This is a genomic window from Variovorax sp. 679 (assembly GCF_003952185.1).
Taxonomy (GTDB): Bacteria; Pseudomonadota; Gammaproteobacteria; order Burkholderiales; family Burkholderiaceae_C; genus Variovorax.
The window spans coordinates 17,991-38,821 of the sequence record NZ_RXFS01000020.1 but is presented as its reverse complement, the minus strand read 5'-3'; the positions used below and the strand labels follow the sequence as shown (position 1 = coordinate 38,821).

Below are 20,831 nucleotides of genomic sequence, written 5' to 3'. Positions count from 1 at the left end.
CTCAATGAAAAACTACTTGATCGCGCTGGCTGCGGCCAGCACGGCTGGCGGAGCGCTGGCCCAGTCTTCCCTCACGCTCTTCGGCGTGGTCGATGCCGCCGTCACCTACACCAAGGGAAGCGGCAACGGCTCCGCCAGCAAGACGCAGCTGACCAACAGCGGCAACATGTTCAGCCGACTCGGCTTTCGCGGCACGGAAGACCTGGGCGGAGGCTATTCGGCCAACTTCTGGCTGGAGATGGGTCTGCAGAACGACAGCGGCACGGGCTTTCCGTCGAACGCCAACAACCAGGCCAGCGGCAACGGACCGGCGGGCGTGCTGAGCTTCAACCGTCGCTCCACTGTGAGCCTCGCGGGGCTGTTCGGCGAAGTGCGGCTTGGGCGCGACTATGTGCCGGCCTTCTGGAACACGGCCATCTTCGATCCCTTCGGCACGGGCGGCGGCATCGGCGCCAACCAGATCTACTTCTCTGGCCTGGGCGGCCTCGTCGCACCCACGGGCACGCGCGCATCGAACAGCATCGGCTACCTGCTGCCAGCCAACCTCGGCGGCTTCTACGGGCAGGTGATGTACGCCATGGGCGAGAACGACTCCAGCTCGGTGCTGCCGGGTACGAAGGTGTCGAACAGGCATGACGGCGACCACACGGGCGCGCGCTTCGGGTACCAGAGCGGCGGGCTCAACATCGCGCTGGCCACCGGCCGCACGCGCTATGCGAGCGGCGACCTGCGCGTGACCAACCTCGGTGCCTCCTACACCTTCGACGCCGCGCTCATGAACCTCAAGCTCACGAGCGAGCTGTACAAGGAGTCGAAGGGCAGCACCGACGCCAAGGGTGCGCTCATCGGCTTGCAGCTGCCCATCGGGCCCGGCGAGATCAAGGCCTCGTATGCGCGCTACCGGCTGGAGCCTGCCGGCGCGGCGCTGAAGCCCACTTCGTCGAAGCTGGCCATCGGCTACGTGCACAACCTGTCGAAGCGCACGGCGCTCTACGCAACCATCGCACGCATCAGCAACAGCAACGGTGCGTCGCAGGCTCTCTCGGGCGCGATCACCGCGCCGAACCGTGCCTCCAGCGGCACCGAGTTCGGCATGCGCCACATGTTCTAGGCGCGCGGGCGCGCCACCACCCTCACACCGGCAGGACAGGTCATGCAGAGCAGCAGCAACAACAACAACAGCGGCAAGAGCTTTCGCTGGTACGGCGTCATCACGCTGTTCGTGATCGTCGCGATCTCCTATGTGGACCGAATCAACATCGCGGTGCTCATCACCGATGCGGCGTTCCTGAACCACGTGGGCATCGCGGCCACCGACCGCGTGAGCCAGGGCTTCCTGGCGACGGCCTTCATGCTGGGCTACGGCGTGTCGGCCTTCGTGCTCACGCCGTTCTGCTCGGCGCTGTTCGGCGTTCGGCGAAGCCTGGTCTTCGGGCTGATCCTCTGGGGTGTGGTGACGTGGGCGTCGCCGATGTTCCACAGCTACGGCATGCTCCTGGCCTCGCGCGTGCTGCTGGGCGTGTCGGAAGGGCCCCTGTTCTCGCTGGCCTCCGCGTACATCAAGGCCCATTTCCGCAGCGACGAGAACGGCAAGCCCAACGCCTTCGTCAACATGGGCACGGGGCTGGGTCTGGCCATCGGCTATCCGCTGGTGGGCTGGCTGCTCACGCAGTTCGCGTGGGACACCTCGTTCCACGTGCTGGGCGTGCTGAACATCCTGCTCGGCATTCCGCTGGTGCTGGCCTTCGTGCGCATGCCGCCCGCACATGCGGACGGCGTGAAGCCGTCGTCGTTCGGCGAAGCGATGGCGCGCGTGGGCGGCATCGTGAAGGGTGCGCTGCAGACGCGGCATCTGTTCCTCATCACGCTGCTGACCTCGGCTGCGCTGGCCTATCTCTGGGGCAGCAGCAACTGGCTGCCGACCTACCTGCGCGAGGCGCGCGGCTTCTCGATGCGCGAGATGGGCTGGCTGGCCTCGCTGCCGCAATACGCAACGGTGCTCGCGGTGTTCGTGGGCGGCGCGCTCATCGACAAGGTCGGGCGCGAGCGCGTGCCCTTCATCTTCATGGGCGCAAGCGCAGGCGTGGCGCTGTCGGTGCTGATGGCCATCAACGCGCGCGATCCGTATGCGGCCGCGTGCTGCCTCGTCGCAGCCAACTTCTTCTGGGGATTGCAGAGCCCGGCGATTCCGAGCACGGTGCAGTACTGCTCGCGGCCCGAACACACGGCCAGTGCGTTCGGCGTGACCAATGGCGTGGGCAGCCTTGTCGCGGGCTTCATGCCTGCGTTGATGGGCGGCGTGATCGGCGCGATGTCGCATGGAGCGGGTGCCGGCCCCGCAGCGGCGAGCTCTTCGGCCTCGGGCTTCTTCGCGGGCTTCGCGCTGCTCATCGGTACGCAGGTCGTGGTGTTCGGATGCGGCTTCATGCTGTGGCTGCGCGAGCGTTCGCGCGGTGTTGCCACAGTCTCAGGTTCACAGCTTTCATAGCTTTTTCGAAGGCTTGTACCTTCGTACTGTCGCCGCGCAGTCACACTGCGCGCGGCCTGTTTCTGTCATCTGCGTGAGCAGGTGTTTCGGCGGCGGAACCATCTTCGTATTGCATGGCATGCGTTGCATGCCATGACGCCATTCGGCCTATCGCGCGCGAACATTTTGAGAAAGAAAAGTTCCGCGATTCGTTGAGCGCGCAGCATGCATCAGCTACAACTGTGCGCACATCAATGGACGAGGGAATGCGCGTGAAATCAACGACAAGAGCCGCAGCAAGTCTTGCCATCATCGACACGGCCCGTGCCGCTTCCGCTTCGCGGAAATGCATCGCGCCGATGCGCAGGTACTGAACGAAGGCCCTCGCGCTACACGCCCCCGTTCGCATCCCATCACCCCGCGTCTTGACGGGAATGGAACCTCTTACGCCACGCATCCTGGGACCGCCTCTTCAGGCGCGGTGTGACCCTGCATGACTGTGTGGTCCTGACGAACGCTTGCGTTCGCCGGGAGGGCGCTGTGTTGCCCTTTTCTTTCAGATAACCCCGTTGTTCATCTCATCACCGCGCGCGTCACGCGCATCGCCGGCTATCCGCCGGGCGCTTGCGGGACGGCGCATGTTCCTTCTTACCAAGAGTACTCAGAGGCGATCATGAAAAAATTCAGTACACCCGTGGTCAATCATCTTGCCATCACCGCAGTGACCCTTGCCGTTCTCACGGCATGCGGCGGCGGCGGAGACAGTGGTGGCTCATCGTTCGGCGGCGGTGGCGTCGGTCTCAGTGCGCCGTCGGATCAGGTAGCCAGCGCGCCGGTGTCCGATCCCACGGCCAAGACTCCCGACGATGGAGTGCCCAACAACCTGGCGGATGCCGCGGCATCCGCAGTGGATCGCTCGGCCAGGCCGATGGAACTGCCCGACACCATCTGGCCCAGCAACTACAAGCTGTGGTTCCGTCCCGATGCGGCGCTCAAGACCTTCGTGGGCCGCGGCGATGTGGAGATCGAGGTGCTCAAGCCGGTCGATGCCATCGTGGTCGCCGCGCACAACCTGAACTTTGCAAGAGGCCGCACCACGCTGCGCAAGGTGTCGAAGCCAGGCGAGGCGATTCCGCTGATCCCCACGCCGCAGACGCTGGGCGACTTCGTGCAGCTGCGCCTGAACGACGGGCAGATCGCCAAGGGCAAGTATCTGCTGCACATGGAGTGGGACGGCAAGATCCAGTTCTCCGACGCCGAGTACTGCCCGCCCGCCGAAGTGGCGCGCAACCCGTTCTGCTCGGCTGCCACAGGCATCTTCAAGGTGGGGCTGTCGACGCCCGAGGGCGTGAGCAGCGACGCCATCGTGACGCAGGGCGAAACCAACTACGCGCGGCAGTGGTTCCCGGGGTGGGACGAGCCGGCCTTCCGCCACACCTTCGAGATCTCGGCCGAGGTGCCGGGCGACTGGAAGACGGTGTCGAACGGTGCGCAGATCGAGGCCACGAAGCTGCCCGACGGCTACCAGCGCGTGGCCTTCGAGAAGACGCCCTCGATGCCGATGTACCTCACCTTCTTCGGCGGCGGCAAGTTCGACATCCTGGCCGACACCTTCAAGAACCCGCTCGACGGCAGCGACATGCCGCTGCGCTGGTTCACGCCGCCGGGCCGCTCCGACTGGGCGAAGTTCGCGATGGAGTGGACCAAGGTGTCGATGGACTACTACTACAAGTACACCGGCATCCCGCTGCCCTTCAAGAAGTTCGACACCGTGGCTGCCAACGACAGCTACAACAACAAGCCCAACACCGGTTTCGGCGGCATGGAGAACTGGGGCTCGATCTTCGAGTTCGCCGATGCGGTGCTCACCAAGCCGGGCGACAAGCCCACGCTGTACTCGGTGACGGTGGTGACGCACGAGGTGGCGCACCAGTGGTTCGGTGACCTGGTCACGCTCGACTGGTGGGACAACGTGTGGCTCAACGAGTCGTTCGCGCGCTGGTTCGAAAGGCGCACCACGATCAAGTTCCACCCCGAGTACTACAGCTTCTCCGACTACGTGCTGGACAAGCACAACGTGATCGTGGCCGACCTGAAGAGCACGGCCGTGCCGGTGCAGCGCAACCTCAACGACGCGGGTTCGTTCGGCTTCATCAGCCCGTCGATCTTCGTCTACAACAAGGGCAGCCACGTGCTGGAGACCATCCAGAACTACATCGGCGAGGAGGCGATGCAGAAGGGCCTGCGCATCTACCTGAAGGACTACGCCTTCGGCAACGTCACGCCCTCGCGCCTGTGGAGCTCGCTGGAGAAGGCCAGCAACGGCAAGAAGGTGAGCGAGATCGGCGACAGCCTGATCCGCCAGACCGGCATTCCGCTGCTCACGGTGGATGCGCAGTGCGCGGGCAACAGCACCTACGTGAACATCACGCAGGAGTCGTTCCCCAACCAGAACCTGTACCCGGCCTCGACGTGGACCATTCCCGTCACGCTCGCCTACGGCGACTCGATGGAGCAGCGCAAGACCTTCGTGATGTCGGGCAACAGCACTCAGGTGGAGCTGCCGGGCTGCACGGCGGTGCTGGCCGGGCCGACCGGGCAGGACTACTACGTGAGCAACTACAGCGCGCAATCGTGGAGCGCGCTGCTGGCCAAGGCGCAGAGCTTCGCGGGCAACAAGCCGCTGCTGCTGAACATCGAGCGCGATGCGTTCAGGCTGCTGAGCGTGGGCCGCATCACGCAGGCGCAGTACGACCAGATCAAGGGCGTGGTGAACCTGCCGGCGCCGCTGCTGGCCAAGACGCAGCTGAGCGAGCAGACGATGGCGGCGGTCTCCGCGGGCGAGCAGAAGGAAGAGTATCCGCACGCACTGCGCTTCCAGGGCAGCCTGAAGCTGCGCGACAACGAGAAGCGTTGAGCCTCTTCGCCTGAAACCGGCGCGCGCCGCTCGCCCCAGGGGTGGCGCGCGCCCCTTCGACAAGGAACATCATGAACACAGCACTGAAATGGCTGGCTGCTGGCGCATCGGCCTTGCTGCTGGCCGCCTGCGGAGCGAACAGCGGCGGTAGCGCACCCGAGGCCGAGCTGGTTGGCACCTACGCCGTGAAGCAGGACGGCGCGCTCAAGGAGCTGATCAAGATCGAGAAGCAGGGCGACGGCTACGTGATGCGCGACAAGGTGCGCACGCCCGAGTGGAGCGAGCCGAAGATGCAGCTCAAGCCGGTGACGCGCGAGCACTGGGCCCGCATCACCACCGACAGGGAGAACACCGCCTTCGTCGGCGTGGCGAGCGAGCAGCTCGGCATCTTCAAGGTGCCGGCGGGCTGGCAGAAGAACGGCTTCAAGACCTCGACCGGCTACTTCCTGTTCTATTCGCGCGGGCCGGTGGAGGCGTACAAGCTCTGAAGGCTCAGGCCGCGGGCGCCACGCTCGCGCCCTCGATGCGGTGGCGCTTCAGCGCATCGGCGACGAAGCCGCTGGCCTTCATCTCCTCGACGAAGGCCGCGAGCAGCGCCTGCGCTTCGAGGCCACGGCTGGCCGGTGTGCCCATGGCCTGCTGGATCACCATGAAGCGCCCCGGCAGCACGCGCACGCCGGGCGCGCGTTGCGCCTCGCCTTCGAGCATCTGGCGGATGCCGGCCGCCACTTCGACCTCGCCCGTGCGCAGTGCGGCCAGTGCAGGCCCCGCGCCTTGCAGGCGAACGATCTCGGCCGCCTTGATTTCGCGTGTGAGGAACAGGTCGTAGGCGCTGCCCGAGCCGACGGAGATGCGGTTGCCCTTGGTGTCGACCTGGGCGTTGTCGTTGAGCGCCGAGGCATCGGGCACCAGGTAGCTGCCTTCGATGAGCACGTACGGTGCGGTGAACAGCAGCCCTTCGCTGCGCGCCGGGTCGATGGCGAAGAAGCCGATGTCGGCCTTCTCGTTCTTCACCGCATCGACCGACGCGGCCGCTTTCTCGAGCACCACCAGTTCGATGCCCACGCCCAGCCGCAGTGCGAACTCGCGCGCCAGGTCGATGGAAACACCCACCGGCTCGCCGGTGGCCGCGTCCTTGTTGGCGAGGATCGGGTTGCCGAGGTTGATCGAGGCGCGCAGCGTGCCGTTGGGCGCGAAGGCGGAAACGAGGGCGGGGGAGATCGTCGTCGGCTGGGTCATGGCGTTGCGGCAGCGATGGGTGGAGATGGCCGCCAGTTTACGGGCGCCCCCGGGCGTGCCTAGGACCCGGCCGGTGTCACGATCCCGAGCGAGCCCAGCGGCCCGAGCGGCAGCCGCACCGTGACGCGCAGGCCCGGCCCCGTGCCGGCGTCGCCGAGCGCGATCGCGCCGCCATGCGCATCGACCACCGATCGCACGATGGCCAGCCCGAGGCCGCTGCCAGTCTGCGTCTGGTCGGGGTCGCGGAAGAAGCGGTCGAACACGCGCTCGCGCAGCGCCGGCATGATGCCTGGGCCCTGGTCGCACACCGTCAGCTCGGCGAGGTCGCCGTCGCGCCGGATACCCACGCTCACCACCGCGCCGACGGGGCTGTACTTGGTCGCGTTGTCGATCAGGTTGTCGATCATCGAGACCAGGCTGTCGCGGTCGCCCATGAGTTCGACGGGCTCGTCTTCCACCAGCTCGATCTCGACCTCGCGCACGTATGCCAGCGCAGACAGCGCCGCCAGCCGCTCCTGCACGAGGTCGTCGAGCCGCAGCGCGCGCGGCGCCGAAGCCTGGGCGTTGCTGCGCATGAGCCGCAGCAGCTGACCCACCAGCCGCTCGGCGCGGGCGTTGCTGCTGAGCACGCGCGCGAACAGCTCGTCCTGCCGCTCGGTTGGAATGTGCTCGATGAGCAGCGACTGCAGCGCCTCGACGTTGACGCGCATCGCGGCGATGGGCGTTCGCAGCTCGTGCGCCGCGTCGGCGATGAAGCTCTGCTCGCGCGCGATGCTGGCGCGCAGCCGCTCCATCAGCGCGTTGAAGTTCCTCACCAACGGCCGCAGCTCGTCGTGGCGTGGCAGCACCGACACGGGCGCCAGGTCATGCGGGCCGCGCGAGGCGATCTCGTTGGCCACCTTGCGCCATGGCCGCAGCGCGAGCCGGATCGACAGCCATGCGGGGAGCAGCAGGAAGGGAATGCTGATCACCAGCGGCAGGATGTAGTAGCCGCGCGACTGGAAGGTGAGCCACATCTGCACGGTGCCGGGCGTGACCAGCGTGACGCGGGTCTTGCCCGAGGGTGACTCGATGGTGCGCGCGCGCCAGCTCTTGCCGTCGGCTTCCACCGTCTCGCCTATGTCGGGCCGCGTGTTGGCGATGCCGCCCGGCAGGCCGCTGGAGCGGTAGACCTCGTGGCCGTTCTGCCAGACGATGACGCTCGGCGACATGTAGACGTCGTCGCCGTTGCCGAAGCCGTTGCGCATGGCGATGTCCATCGCGCGCAGGCTCTCGTACTGCCTGGCGGGCTGATCGGTGAGGTTGCGCGCGACGACGAGCATGCTGCGCTGCGTCGAGTCGATGACCGACAGGTCGTCGGTGAACGCGGAGCCCAGCAGCAGGCCGACCGCGAGGCTCCACAGCAGCGTCATCATCGCGATCTGCGCGAACATGAGCCGGCGCACCAGCGAAGGCCTCCGGATGCGGCGCCAGCCGCTGCGCAGCAGCCTGGCGGGCGCAAGCGCGATGGACGCGACCAGCTCGCTCATGTCCGCTCCAGCGGTTGCTGCGCGGCGAGGTAGATCACGTAGCCGATGCCGCGCACGGTGCGGATGTAGCCGTCGCCGATCTTGCGGCGCAGGTTGGAGACGTGCACGTCGAGCACGTTGCTGCCCTGGCTCTGGCCTTGTGCGGTGCCCTGGGAGCCTGCCAGCATGAGCTGCTCGAGCACGCGCCGCGCGACCACGCGGTCGGCTCGCCGCATCAGCAGGCTCAGCAGCTTGAATTCGCTGCGCGACAGCGAGACCGGCACGCCGTCGACGCGCACGCGGTGGGTCGGCTCGTGCAGCCAGAGGCCGCGCACCTCGAAGGTGGCGCCGTCGCCGCCGTAGCTGCGCCGCGCGAGGGCGCGCACGCGAGACAGCAGCTCGGCCAGCGCGAAGGGCTTGACCATGTAGTCGTCGGCGCCGCTGTCCAGCCCCTGCAGGCGATCGTGCAGGCCGTCGCGCGCGCTGAGGATCAGCACGGGCAGCCGCGTGCCGTCGCGTCGCAGGCGTTCGAGCACCTCGAGGCCGTCGCCGTCGGGCAGGCCCAGGTCGAGCAGCAGCAGGTCGCAGCCTTCGGTCTCGAGGATGCGCAGCGCTTCCTCGACGCGGCGCACCCACACCACCTCCATCCCCTGGGTCTGCAAGGCGACGCGAATGCCGGTGGCAAGGTCGAAATCGTCTTCGGCCAGCAGGATCTTCATGGCGGGCAATCTACCCGGCGAAGCTGAAGGAATCCCAAAGAAACGGGGGCGCTGGCGCGGTGGCAGGGTGCCGGAATTTCAGCAGACCTTCATCTATGCGCTTCACCATGCGGGTGTTCGTCCAACACCACGAAGAAGAGAACGAGACACCGATGAGCCTTTCCGAAGCGCGCCTCTTCGCCGGCAACTTCCGCTCGCCGGAAGCCCATTCCTCGCTGCTGGCTTCGTATGCGCAAGTGCTTGCGCGCTGGCCGGTGCCGCACGAGAGCCGCTACGTGGAAACGCGCTATGGCCGCGCGCACGTGCTGGCTTCGGGGCCGACCTACGCGCCGCCGGTGGTGCTGCTGCACGGCGGGGGCGGCAACGCCACCACTTGGGTTCACAACATCGCGCGGCTCGCGGGCTCGCTGCAGGTCTACGCGGTCGACATCATCGGAGACGCCGGCCGCACCGAGGGACACCGGCCTTCGACTGAAGACGCGTACTGCAACTGGCTGGAAGACGTGCTGATCGGGCTGGGCCGGCCGAAGGTGGGGCTGTGCGGCGCCTCCTTCGGCGCCTGGCTCGCGGCTGCGTACACGCGCCAGACCATGCGCCGCGTCTCCAAGCTCGCGCTGCTGGCACCGCCCAACCTCGAGTCGCTGCGCATCGGCACCGTGCTGCGCGCGGGGCTTGCGGCGGCGTTTCCCTCCGAGCGGCAGGTGCGTGCCCTTCAGGCGCTGGTGTCGTCGCCGATGGCGCCCGAGCCGCCGCCCTGGGCCATCGACGACATGCTCGTGCGCTGGCGCTGCCAGCGCGGCAGTCCACGGCCGCCGGGCCGAATGACCGACGCCGACTTGCGCGCGCTGCCGAAGGGCTCGCTGCTGATGCTCGGCGAGGACGAGGTGCTGTACGACGCGGTGCGCGCCAGCGCACGCGTGAAGGCCCTGGCGCCGCAGGTGCGCGTCGAGCTGTTGCCCGATGCGGGCCACACCATCGCCTTCGATCAGGCGGAGAAGGTCGGCGATGCGCTGGTCGAGTTCTTCCGGCGCGACGGCTGGACGCTCTGACGGCTTGCGCCTTTCAGCGAGCCGTCAGCGGCTCCAGCCCCGTCTTCGCGATGGTGGGCGCGGCAGCGGGCGAGTTGAGATAGCGGATCAGCTGCCGCGCCGCATCGGGCTGCTTCGACGCGGTGGCGACGCCGGCGGAGAACACCGTCACGCGCTGCACCTCGGCCGGCAGCGGGCCGATGTAGTCGATGCCCGCGATGGGCAGCAGCTCGCTCACCTGCTGCAGGCCGAGCGCCGCGTCGCCGCGCGCCACCACCGAGCCGACGCGCTCGCTCAGGATGCGCCTGCTCTTGGGCTTGACCTGCTCCTCGATGCCCAGCGTCTTGAGCAGTTCGGTCTCGTAGTAGGTGCCGCTCGCGCTGGCCGAGTAGGCGATGGAAGGCGCGGCGATCAGTGTGCGCTTCAACGCATCGACGGTGCTGATGTCGGGCTTGGGCGCGCCCTTGCGCACTGCGAATCCGATGGCCGAGCGCACCAGGTCGACCTGGCTGCCGGGCACCACCTTGCCCTGCGCAACGAGCGCGTCGAGTGCTGGGCGCGCGAGGATCACCACGTCGGCCGGCTCGTTGCGCGCGAGGCGGCTGGGGATGGAGTCGTCGGCGTTGCCCATCGAGGCGCCGTAGGCCGTCTTCACGCTGCGGCCGCTGCTGCGCTCGAACTCGGGGCGCAGGTCGTTGTAGGCGGCGGTGAAGCCGCCGGAGGTCATGACGTGGATGTCGGCGCCGCCGGCGGGCTTGGCGCTGCCGCCGAGGCCGCCGCAGCCGGCGAGCGCGAGGGCCGCGACCAGCGGGAGGGCTGCGCGGCGGGTGAGGGTGCGAAAGGAGGAAAGGGGCTTCGTCACGATGTCTCCAGGAGGAAGAGGGCTGCGGCGTGGTTGCCGTCTGCTGGCGTCATCGTAGAAGCCGGGGCTGTCATTCGGCCTTCAGCGAATTCGGGGTTATCACTGAGGCGCCGCGGGCTCGTCGGGCTTGCCTGCATCCGTGGCTGGCAGCCGCCCGCGCCGGGCCAGCCCTTCGCGCAGCAGGAATTCAACCTGCGCGTTCGCGCTTCGCAGCTCCTGCGCCGCCAGGCGTTCGATCTCGGCCCACAGGGCTGGATCGATGCGCAAGGGGTAGGATTTTTTTCCGGGACTGGCCATCGGGTGCGGGTGGAGACCTTGGCCTCAGGTGTAGAGCGTACCGGTGTTCACCACGGGCTGCGTCTCGCGGTCGGAGCACAGCACCACCAGCAGGTTCGACACCATCGAAGCCTTGCGCTCGTCGTCGAGCACCACGAGGTTGCGCTCCGACAGGCCCCTGAGTGCCGCCTCGACCATGCCGACCGCGCCCGCCACGATCTGGTGCCGCGCGCTGACGATGGCCACCGCCTGCTGGCGGCGCAGCATCACCTGCGCGATCTCGGGGGCGTAGGCGAGGTGGGTGAGCTTGGCGTCGAGCACTTCGACGCCCGCGCTGGCGAAGCGCTGGTTCAGCTCGGCCTTGAGTGCATCGGCCACCGTGTCGAGCCCGGCGCGCAGCGTGGTTTCCTCGCTCTGCAGGTCGTCGCCGCTGTCGTATGCGTAGAGGGTGGCGAGGTGGCGAATGGCGGCTTCGGCCTGGATGGCGACGAACTTGTTGTAGTCGTCGATCTCGAACACGGCCTGCGCCGTGTCGTAGACCCTCCACACCACCGCCGCGCCGATCTCCACCGGATTGCCGCGCTTGTCATTCACCTTCAGCGGCGGCGTGTTGAGGTTGCGCGCGCGCAGCGAGATCTTCTGGCCGCTTTGCAGCGGGTTGGTCCAGCGCAGGCCCTCGGTGCGGTCGGTGCCCTGGTACTCGCCGAAGAGCGTGAGGATGATGCCCTCGTTGGGCTGCAGCATGTACAGGCCCGGAATGAGCACGAGGCCGATCACGATCAGCAGGATGCTCATGGGCAGCGGCATCAGGCGCTGCACGATCGCCCAGACGCCGACGGCGATCAGCAGCAGCACCACGGCGGTCACGCCGTAGCCGTTGATCGACCGGTAGGGGCGCTCCTTGCGGACCGGTCGGGGATTGGTGTTGGGGGTCTTCTCTGGCATCGATGCCTCCGTTGAAAGTGATATCACTTTAATATCTTTTTGAGGGCAGTCAAGATGTTTCCGATTTCCCGACGACCGTTCTGGCTTTCCGTCGCCGTGCTGGCGACGAGCCTGCTTGGCGCTGTGCCGGCCAGCGCCACTTCATGCGCCGGCCGCACCTCATTCCTCGATTCGGTCACGGCCGCGCGCGCGGAGCCACGCGCCCGCGTGATGCGCGTGCGGGTGGTGCCCTTCGACCTGGGTGTGCCGAACTACACGCCACCGCCGGACTCCTTCATGTTCGAGCCGGTCGAGTTCCTCGACGGCAGACGCGGCGGCAAGGCCGCAGGCCGCTTCATCGGCAACGGCGTTCTGCACTTCATGCTCAACGTGGCACCGCCGGGGCGCCTGGAGCCGCTGCCCCAGGGCTCCGAATGGATCGTGCTGGCGTGGGACAACGGCGAGGGTTCCCTGAACGTCGGCCCCTGCGGCTCGATCCTCGAAGTCCGGGGCGATGCGGTGCATGGTTTCATCCAGGGCGCGCCAACCAGCATCGACACCACGCAGACCATGCCGCTTCGCGAGTTGCGCCGCCTGCTGCCCGCGCCGAAGTAAAGACGGCCTGCTTTACCCCCGGTTTACCGGCTCGCAACGCACCGGACAGCCGCCGCATCTGAAATGCGCGGTGGTCCTTCGAGGGCCGGCCATCGAGGAAGGAACCAGCAATGAATCGCTCTCTGCAACGCCTCGCGCTCGCCGCGGCCCTCGTCGCCGTGAGCGGACACGGATTCGCGCAGTTCGGTGGAGGCGGCGCAGGCATGGGCGGCGGCCGGCGCGGCGCAAGGCCCGACAGCACCACGAGTCCGCGCACCGGTGACGGCCTCTCTACGCCCGCAACCGCAGCGGCCAAGGTCCGCGACAAGCTCTACGACCTGCGCGTTCAGCTCATGATCACGCCCGAGCAGTCTCCGCTGTGGGACCGCTTCTCCGATGCGGTGTGGGATCTCGCCGGCCGCGCCGGCATGGCCGCCGCGGCGCCATCGGACGACCAGACCGCGGTGCAGTTCGCCCAGCAGCGCGCCGTCCAGGCGCAAGACCGCGCGCGGCACGTGCAGGCGGTGAGCGACACGCTCGCGAAGCTCTATGAAGCGATGACGCCCGAGCAGCGCCACATCGCCGACCAGAACCTGCCGGCCGTCATTCCCTGACGAGGTGCATCAGTCGGCGAGGTCGAAGCAGCAGCCCGCGTAGTACGGCTTGTCGCCGCCGTCGACGAAGGGCACCTCGATCGGCTTGCCCTCGTTGCGCCACACATCCCGCTTCCGGTAGCCGGATCGCGCGAGATCGGCCAGCAGTTCGTCGTGATGCTGGATGCGATACGGGCACACCGCCACGCCGATGCTGTTGAGCGTGTAGATCGTGCGCTCCGGGTGCACGGCGGTTGTGTTCATCACGATGCGCCGGGGCTTCACCGCCAGCGAGGAAAGAATCGCGTCCATGCGCACCGGCAGGTACTGCAGGCTGCCCGACACGTACAGCAGGTCGCAGCCGCTCGCATCGCGGTAGTCGGTGGTGAAGCTCAACTGCGCTGTCGCCTCGCGCTTGATGGCCATCGCGCGGCCGCTCTCGACCACGCCGGGCACGTCGCACACCGTCCAGCGCAGGCTGTCGGGGTAGCTCAGCACGCGCCGGAAGGCGTAGTACTTGATGCCGACGTGCCCGCCCAGGTCGAACACGCGCGTCATGCCCGCGTCGATGGAACGGCCGAGCCAGAAGAGGCCGGGGTAGTCGTAGAAGTAGATCTGCGGGCTGTAGAGCTCGCCCGCGTCCGCATTGGCATAGCCCACGGCCTTGCTGGAAGGCGCTCCGGCCTCGGCCGCCGCGAAGCTCTCGAACGAACCCATGAAGAGGTTCTCGTCCGTGTTGGCGAGGAACTTGCGCCTGTAGGCGCTTTCGCGGGGCGGAAACGGCAGAAGGCTGGACAGCATTTCTTTCTCCGGTGGCCAGCCCATTCTGGGCGCAACCGGCGCTCCCGGGCGCTATAGCCCAGTGCCGTTGGGGCAGTTACCCCATGGAGGTTACATACCGCTCGCCAGCGCCGCAGCCGCCGCCCGCGTCTCCACGCCCAGCTTCTCGAAGATGTGCTCCAGGTGCTTGTTCACCGTGCGCGGGCTGGTGCCCAGGATCTCGCCGATGTCGCGGTTGGTCTTGCCCTTGGCGAGCCATGACAGCACTTCCGTCTCGCGCGGCGTGAGCGCGGCCTCGGCCAGGCGGGTTGCCGGCCCCTCGCGCTGGATGGCGAAGAGCAGCATCGTCTCGCCGAGCGCCGCCGCGCCGAGGTTGCGCACCGACAGTCGCATGCCGGTGGCCGTGCCGATGGCAATGGCCGCACCGGGCGCAAGCGCCGCATCGAGCGACGCCGGCAGCAGTCCCGGCGCCACAGGGTCTTCCAGCGCATGCAGCCACAGCGCGGCCTGCGGCGAGCGCCACGCGATGCGCCCGCGCGTGTCGACGAACACCACGCCCATGCCGGCCACGTCCACCGCGTCGCGGGCCATGCGCGTGATGCGGGCGTTGCGCGCATGCGTGTGCAGCCGCGCCAGCACCTCCTGCGCGCGGATCGGCTTCACTACGTAGTCGACACCGCCGCACTCGAAGCCTTCGACCACGTGCGTGGTTTCCGACAGGCCCGTCATGAACAGAACGGGGATGTGCGCCCACGCCGGGTTGGCCTTGATGCGCCTGCAGGTCTCGAAGCCTGAGAGGCCGGGCATCAGGCCGTCGAGCAATATCGCGTCGGGCACCACCAGTTCGAGCCGCTGCAGAGCGGCCTCGCCGTCGGCCGCCACCAGCACGGTGTAGCCGCTTGCCTCCAGCGTGTCGCACAGCATGCCTAGGCTGCTGGGCGCGTCGTCCACCACCAGCACGACGGGGCGTTCGGACGATGGCGATTCAGGAGGCGAGGGTGTCTGCATCTTCGGCCAGTGCGTTGCGGAGTTTGTCGAGTTCGAAGCGCGAGACCATGCCGCGCAGCCAGGTGCAGGTCGATGCTGCCGCGGGCGATGCGGCGGCCAGCCGGTCGAGCGTGGTGTGAAGGCCGCGCACGTGGCCCATCTGCGCGAGGCGCATGAGTTCGGCGCGGTCGTCTTCGGAGAGGGCGAGCTGGCACGGGCGCTGCGGCACGTCTTCTTCCTCGCCGCCTGTGCCCGGCAAGGCAGCGCTGCCCGATAGCCATTCGAGGCCCAGGTGCCGCTCCAGCGTGGCGATCAGCTCCGATTCGATCACCGGCTTGCCCACGAAGGCCTGGCAGCCTGCCGCGCGCAGCCGCTCGGCCTGGTTCTCGAACATGTTGGCCGAGACGATGATGATCGGGATGTCGCCGAAGCCCGCGGCGCGCACCGAGGCTGCGGTCTGCCAGCCGTCCATGTCGTCCATCGTCAGGTCGAGCAGGATGGCCGAGGGCAGCTCCTCGCGCAGGCTGTCGAGGCATTCGGTGCCGCTCGCGGCCTCGCGCACCTCGAAGCCCAGCGGCGCGAGCATGCCGGCGAGCATCTGGCGCTGCACCGGCTGGTCGTCCACCACCAGCAGCGTGCGGCGCGCGCCGATGTAGCCCGACACCGGCTGTCGCAGCGCGCCGGCCTTGCCGGCCTGCGGGCCCGGGTCGGCCACCTCGCGCAGGTACACGCGCACGCTGAAGGTGCTGCCTTGCGACGAGGTCGATGCCAGCTTGAGCTCGCCGCCCATCAGCGAGGTGAGCAGCCCGGTGATGGTCAGGCCCAGCCCCGTGCCCGGCTCGCCGCGACGGCGGCCCGCGGCGCCGCGCTCGAAGGGCAAAAAGATGCGCTGATGGTCCTGCGGCGCCACGCCGATGCCGGTGTCGACCACGTCGAAGCGCAGCACCTCGCGCCGCGCGTCCACGTGCAGCGTGACGGTACCGCTGTCTGTGAAGCGCACCGCGTTCGTCAGCAGGTTGATGAGGATCTGCCGCAGCCATTTCGCGTCCGCATGCACCCACGGCGGCAGCCGACCCGCATGCGTGTAGACGAAGGCCAGGCCCTTGTTCTCGGCCTGCGGGCGAACCATGTGCACGAGCTGGTCGAGAAAGGCCGGCAGCGCGAGCGGCGCTGGTTCGAGCTGGAGCCGTCCGGCCTCGATGCGCGCTAGGTCGAGCAGGCCGTCGATCAGGCCCAGCATGTGTTCGCCGCTGCGGTGAATGGTCTGCACCGCATCGCGCGGCGGCGTGACGGCATCGCCCTTGAGCAGGATCTGCGAGTAGCCGAGGATGCTGTTGAGCGGCGTGCGCAGCTCGTGCGTCATGCCGGCCACGTAGCGCGTCTTGGCCTGGTTGGCGGCCTCGGCGGCTTCCTTGGCGGTCTGCAGCGCGGCATCGGTGCGGCGGTGCGCCTCGATCTCCAGCGCCAGCAGGTTGTTGTGGCGGTTCGATTCTTCCTGCGCCATCTGCCGGCTCTCACTGCCCAGCACCACCCACCACGCAGCCACCGCGGCCACGACGGAAAGCAGCGCGAACACCTTCAGGAAGGCAGTCGCCATGACCGAATCGCTGGTGCCCGCCAGCGCCTCCTGCGCATAGACCACGCCAACCACGGTGGCCAGCAGCGCGATGAGCGAGGCCGCCACCAGCATGTAGTGCGCCACGCGGAAGTTGAGCCGCGCCGACAGGGCAGGCGGCAGCAGCGCCTGCAGCCAGCCGCTCATCTGCTCGGCGGCGCGCGAGTCGGTCTTGCAGCGGTCATGGCAGCGCGATTCGAGCGTGCAGCACAGCGAGCAGATCGGCGCGCTGTAGGCCGGGCAGTGCGCCATGTCCTCCGACTCGAAGCTGTTGTCGCACACCGAGCACTTCACGCCCTGGCCCGGCTTCCAGCGCTCGATGTCGTTGCGCGCGAGGTAGTAGCGCCCGCGCGTGCGCCACGCGAGCAGCGGCGACAGCGCCATCGCCGTTGCGAGCGCGATGAAGGGCGAGAAGGCTTTCGCCCAGTGCCCCAGGGCACCCGAGTAGGCGAGCATGGCCAGCGCCGCCGCCACCAGCATCGACACCAGCCCCACCGGGTTGATGTCGTACAGGTGCGCGCGCTTGAACTCGATGGTCTTCGGGCTCCAGCCCAGCGGCTTGTTGATGACCAGGTCGGCCACCAGCGCACCGACCCAGGCGATGGCGATGTTGCTGTAGAAGCCCAGCACGTGCTCCAGCGCGGCGAACACGCCCAGCGCCATCAGCAATATCGCGATGACCACGTTGAACACCAGCCACACGACGCGCCCCGGGTGGCTGTGCGTGAGCCGCGCGAAGAAGTTCGACCACGCCAGCGAACCCGCGTAGGCGTTCGTCAGGTTGATCTTCATCTGCGACACCAGCACGAACAGCACCGTGATGCCCAGCACCCAGGCCGGATCGCGCAGCACGTACGAGAAGCCCGTGAGGTACATCTGCGTGGGCTCGATCGCATGGTTGCCCGGAATCTCGTGCTGCAGCGCCAGGAAGGCCAGGAACGCGCCGCCCATCATCTTCAGCATGCCCGGCACGATCCAGCCCGGCCCCGCGACCAGCACGGCCGTCCACCAGCGCACGCGGTTGGCGGCGGTCTTCTCGGGCAGGAAGCGCAGGTAGTCGACCTGCTCGCCGATCTGCACCACCAGCGAGAAGGCCACGGTGGCGGCGGCGCCGAACATCAGCGGGTCGAAGCCACTGCTGTCGGAGGTGCGGCCGACCAGCCCGGTGAAGTCGGCGTACAGCTCGGGCTTCTTCACCAGCACCGCGATGAAGGGGCAGACGAACAGCACGATCCAGATCGGCTGCGTCCACAGCTGCAGCCCCGAGATGAGCGTGATGCCGCGCGCCACCAGCGGAATGATGACGATCGACGACACCATGTACAGCAGCCACAGCGGCCAGTCGAGGTACATCTGCAGCGCCAGCGCGAGGATGGCCGCCTCCAGCGCGAAGAAGATGAAGGTGAAGCTCGCGTAGATCAGCGATGTGAGCGTGGAGCCCAGGTAGCCGAAGCCCGCGCCGCGCGTGAGCAGGTCCATGTCCACGCCGTGGCGCGCCGCGTAGTACGAGATCGGCAGGCCCGTCAGGAAGGTGATGAGCCCGACCACGAGGATGGCCCACAGCGCGTTCGAGAAGCCGTAGCTCAGCGCGATGGCACCGCCGATGGCCTCCAGCGCCAGGAAGGAGGTCGCGCCGAAGGCCGCGTTGGCCACGCGGAACTCCGACCACTTGCGGAAGCTGCGCGGCGTATAGCGCAGCGCGTAGTCCTCCAGCGTCTCGTTCGCGACCCAGGCGTTGTAGTCGCGGCGGATGCGAAAGATCTTCTGTCCGGAGACGGATTGCATGGCGGGTTCTCGCGGCGGCGGTGGCATGAGGCGGGTACAGCAAGAAGCGCTCCCTGTGCCCCTTTCGTGATGACTTCGGCCGATGTCTGGCTCGCGAGTCTGCAGGCAGGGCGGACCTCCGCCGCTACGTTGAATGACGTATTCGCGCAAACCCGAGTGATTTCTAAAGTTCCAGCCATGGTGCTTGGGGCACCGTCCGATGCACTGCGATGGTGCGCGGCCTTCCTTTCCAACAACCTGCCTGGAGTTTCCTGATGTCGCGTGATACCGATCTTTCCCTCGATGCCATGGCATTGCGCCGCCGCCGCCTGCTGCAGGGCGCCGCCGCGCTGCCCGTGATGGGCCTGAGCGGCCTGAGCTTCGGCCAGGGCCAGTTCCCCACGGCCAAGGTCAACACCACCAAGCTCGCCGTGACCGACACCGAGGTGACGGTGGGCCAACTGCATTCGTCCACCGGCACCATGGCCATCTCGGAGACCGGCTCCATCCAGGCCGAGCAGCTCGCCATCGACCAGATCAACGCCATGGGCGGCATCCTGGGCCGCAAGATCAAGGTCATCAAGGAAGACGGCGCCTCCGACTGGCCCACCTTCGCCGAGAAGTCGAAGAAGCTGCTGGTCAACGACAAGGTCGCGGCCGTCTTCGGCTGCTGGACCAGCGCCTCGCGCAAGGCCGTGCTGCCGGTGTTCGAGAAGGAGAACGGCCTCTTGTACTACCCGACCTTCTACGAAGGCCTGGAGCAGAGCAAGAACGTGATCTACACGGGCCAGGAGGCTACGCAGCAGATCATCTGGGGCCTGGACTGGGGTGCGAAGGAGAAGAAGGCCAAGACCTTCTTCCTCGTGGGTTCCGACTACATCTGGCCGCGCACCTCGATGAAGATCGCGCGCAAGCACATCGAGAACTTCCAGAAGGGTTCGGTGAAGGGCGAGGAGTACTACCCGCTGGGCCACACCAACTTCAACTCGCTGATCAACAAGATCAAGGTGGCCAAGCCCGACTGCATCTTCGCGGCGGTGGTGGGCGGCTCGAACGTGGCCTTCTACAAGCAGCTCAAGGCCGCGGGCATCACGGGCGACAAGCAGTTCCTGCTGACGCTGGCCGTGACGGAAGACGAAATGACCGGCGTGGGCGGCGAGAACTTCGCGGGCTTCTACTCGTCGATGAAGTACTTCCAGACGCTGGACAACGCGAACAACAAGAAGTTCGTGGAAGCCTTCAAGGCGAAGTACGGCAAGGACGCCGTCATCGGCGACGTGACGCAGGCGGGCTACCTCGGCCCCTGGCTGTGGAAGGCCGCGGTGGAGAAGGCCGGCAGCTTCGACGTGGACAAGGTGGTGGCCGGCTCGCCGGGCATCGAGCTGAAGACCGCGCCCGAGGGCTACGTGAAGCTCGACGCCAACCACCACCTGTGGAGCAAGGCCCGCATCGGGCAGGGGCAGGCGGACGGCACCTTCAAGGTGGTTGCCGAATCGGCCGAGCTCATCAAGCCCGATCCGTTCCCCAAGGGCTACCAGTAAGCCGCAAGCCTGTCCCGTTGCTCCTTCCCCCGCGCGGGGGAGGGAGCCGACACCACAACCCCGGAACAACTAGCCATGACTCTGTCGGACATGCTGAACATCGGCCTCATGCAGGGCTTCGCGGGGCTGAGCCTCTTCGCGGTGCTGCTGCTGATGGGGCTGGGCCTGGCGATCATCTTCGGCCAGATGGGCGTGATCAACATGGCGCATGGCGAGTTCATGACCATCGGCGCCTACTCGATCTACCTCGCGGCGCGCGTCACCGAGAGCCTCGCGCCCGAGTTCATGCCGTACTACTTCCCGATCGCCATCGCGCTGGCCTTCGTCTTCGCATTCATCGTCGGCTGGATCGTGGAGTGGGCGCTGATCCGCCATCTCTACAAGCGCCCGCTCGATACGCTGCTGGCCACCTGGGGCGTGAGCCTGGGGCTGCAGCAGATCTTCCGCACCTTCATCGGCCCGAAGGAGGTGAGCCCCACGCTGCCCGAGTGGCTCATGGGCTCGTGGACGCCGCACGAGGGCCTGGACATTCCGATCAACGGCCTGTTCGTGCTGGCGCTCACCGCGCTGGTCACGGGCGGCGTGCTGATCGCGCTGCACAAGAGCCGCTGGGGCCTCAGGGTGCGCGCCACCGTGGCCAATCGCACGATGGCCAACGCCACCGGCATCGACACCAAGAAGACCGACCGCCTGACCTTCGCTATCGGCTGCGGCATTGCGGGCGTGGCGGGCGCGGCCTTCACCACCATCGGCTCGACCGGGCCGACCTCGGGCTCGCTCTACATCGTCGACGCCTTCCTGGTCGTCACCTTCGGCGGCGCGGCCAGCCTCTTCGGCACCGTGGTCTCGGCCTTCGGCATTGCCCAGACGCAGTCGATTTCCGAGTTCTTCATGACCGGCTCGATGGCCAAGGTGCTCACGCTGTCGCTGATCGTGCTGATCCTGATGATGCGACCGCAAGGCCTGTTCGCCGTGAAAGTGCGACGTTGAACCCGATTCCTCTTTGGAGAACGTTCC

The 20,831-nt window shown here is 67.5% G+C and carries 18 protein-coding genes; 9 read left to right on the top strand and 9 right to left on the bottom strand.

The features are described from left to right. Window positions 1-4: 4 nt before the first annotated feature. The 4 genes from EJO71_RS32395 (at window position 5) to EJO71_RS32375 (ending at window position 5,872) form a co-directional block, all read left to right on the top strand. Window positions 5-1,111, top strand: coding sequence for a porin (locus EJO71_RS32395; RefSeq protein WP_125952735.1), 1,107 nt, complete (start codon window positions 5-7; stop codon window positions 1,109-1,111). 42 nt (window positions 1,112-1,153) lie between these two features. Continuing rightward, a complete protein-coding gene (locus tag EJO71_RS32390) occupies window positions 1,154-2,488 on the top strand; it encodes an MFS transporter (RefSeq protein WP_125952736.1) in 1,335 nt (444 codons plus the stop codon). 652 nt (window positions 2,489-3,140) lie between these two features. After that, window positions 3,141-5,384: a M1 family metallopeptidase gene (locus EJO71_RS32380; protein WP_125952738.1), complete on the top strand. Its 2,244-nt coding sequence runs from the start codon at window positions 3,141-3,143 to the stop codon at window positions 5,382-5,384. Between the two features lie 71 nt (window positions 5,385-5,455). After that, window positions 5,456-5,872, top strand: a complete 417-nt coding sequence (locus EJO71_RS32375) for a hypothetical protein (protein WP_125952739.1) — start codon at window positions 5,456-5,458, stop codon at window positions 5,870-5,872. Window positions 5,873-5,876: 4 nt separating this feature from the next. On the opposite strand, the gene EJO71_RS32370 is transcribed toward EJO71_RS32375, so the two are convergent. From EJO71_RS32370 to EJO71_RS32360, 3 genes are read right to left on the bottom strand one after another with little or no spacing between them, the layout of a single operon-like run. Continuing rightward, complete coding sequence (locus EJO71_RS32370; protein ID WP_125952740.1) at window positions 5,877-6,623, bottom strand: transporter substrate-binding domain-containing protein; 747 nt, start codon at window positions 6,621-6,623, stop codon at window positions 5,877-5,879. 59 nt (window positions 6,624-6,682) lie between these two features. Beyond that, window positions 6,683-8,152: a HAMP domain-containing sensor histidine kinase gene (locus EJO71_RS32365; protein ID WP_125952741.1), complete on the bottom strand. Its 1,470-nt coding sequence runs from the start codon at window positions 8,150-8,152 to the stop codon at window positions 6,683-6,685. After that, window positions 8,149-8,850, bottom strand: coding sequence for a response regulator (locus EJO71_RS32360; RefSeq protein ID WP_125952742.1), 702 nt, complete (start codon window positions 8,848-8,850; stop codon window positions 8,149-8,151). Before EJO71_RS32360 ends, EJO71_RS32365 begins: the two co-directional genes overlap by 4 nt. A 152-nt stretch (window positions 8,851-9,002) precedes the next feature. On the opposite strand from EJO71_RS32360, the gene EJO71_RS32355 reads away from it, so the two are divergent. Beyond that, on the top strand, window positions 9,003-9,899 hold the full coding sequence (locus EJO71_RS32355) for an alpha/beta fold hydrolase (protein ID WP_164546961.1): 897 nt from the start codon (window positions 9,003-9,005) through the stop codon (window positions 9,897-9,899). 13 nt (window positions 9,900-9,912) lie between these two features. On the opposite strand, the gene EJO71_RS32350 is transcribed toward EJO71_RS32355, so the two are convergent. From EJO71_RS32350 to EJO71_RS32340, 3 genes are all read right to left on the bottom strand, one after another. Continuing rightward, window positions 9,913-10,740 carry a substrate-binding domain-containing protein gene (locus EJO71_RS32350; protein ID WP_125952744.1) on the bottom strand — a complete coding sequence of 276 codons (828 nt, stop codon included), beginning with the start codon at window positions 10,738-10,740 and terminating at the stop codon, window positions 9,913-9,915. Window positions 10,741-10,839: 99 nt separating this feature from the next. Then, a complete protein-coding gene (locus EJO71_RS32345) occupies window positions 10,840-11,007 on the bottom strand; it encodes a hypothetical protein (protein ID WP_240651589.1) in 168 nt (55 codons plus the stop codon). A gap of 54 nt (window positions 11,008-11,061) precedes the next feature. Next, window positions 11,062-11,961: an SPFH domain-containing protein gene (locus tag EJO71_RS32340; RefSeq protein WP_125952746.1), complete on the bottom strand. Its 900-nt coding sequence runs from the start codon at window positions 11,959-11,961 to the stop codon at window positions 11,062-11,064. 54 nt (window positions 11,962-12,015) lie between these two features. On the opposite strand from EJO71_RS32340, the gene EJO71_RS32335 reads away from it, so the two are divergent. Beyond that, entirely contained in the window at window positions 12,016-12,555 is a 540-nt protein-coding gene (locus EJO71_RS32335) for a hypothetical protein (RefSeq protein ID WP_125952747.1), read from the top strand. Between the two features lie 110 nt (window positions 12,556-12,665). Then, window positions 12,666-13,148: a Spy/CpxP family protein refolding chaperone gene (locus EJO71_RS32330; protein ID WP_125952748.1), complete on the top strand. Its 483-nt coding sequence runs from the start codon at window positions 12,666-12,668 to the stop codon at window positions 13,146-13,148. Between the two features lie 9 nt (window positions 13,149-13,157). On the opposite strand, the gene EJO71_RS32325 is transcribed toward EJO71_RS32330, so the two are convergent. The 3 genes from EJO71_RS32325 to EJO71_RS32315 form a co-directional block, all read right to left on the bottom strand. Beyond that, on the bottom strand, window positions 13,158-13,928 hold the full coding sequence (locus tag EJO71_RS32325) for a TIGR04325 family methyltransferase (protein WP_125952749.1): 771 nt from the start codon (window positions 13,926-13,928) through the stop codon (window positions 13,158-13,160). Between the two features lie 90 nt (window positions 13,929-14,018). Then, the gene (locus tag EJO71_RS32320) at window positions 14,019-14,915 is read right to left on the bottom strand and encodes a response regulator transcription factor (protein WP_125952750.1); all 897 of its coding nucleotides are present in this window, start codon (window positions 14,913-14,915) and stop codon (window positions 14,019-14,021) included. Further along, on the bottom strand, window positions 14,893-18,294 hold the full coding sequence (locus tag EJO71_RS32315; protein ID WP_240651590.1) for an ATP-binding protein: 3,402 nt from the start codon (window positions 18,292-18,294) through the stop codon (window positions 14,893-14,895). The genes EJO71_RS32320 and EJO71_RS32315 overlap by 23 nt, the downstream gene beginning before the upstream one ends. A 254-nt stretch (window positions 18,295-18,548) precedes the next feature. Here EJO71_RS32315 and urtA point away from each other — a divergent pair, with 254 nt between their 5' ends. Further along, window positions 18,549-19,814, top strand: a complete 1,266-nt coding sequence (urtA, locus tag EJO71_RS32310; RefSeq protein WP_125952752.1) for an urea ABC transporter substrate-binding protein — start codon at window positions 18,549-18,551, stop codon at window positions 19,812-19,814. 75 nt (window positions 19,815-19,889) lie between these two features. Then, window positions 19,890-20,804 carry an urea ABC transporter permease subunit UrtB gene (urtB, locus tag EJO71_RS32305; protein WP_125952753.1) on the top strand — a complete coding sequence of 305 codons (915 nt, stop codon included), beginning with the start codon at window positions 19,890-19,892 and terminating at the stop codon, window positions 20,802-20,804. Window positions 20,805-20,831: the final 27 nt, after the last annotated feature.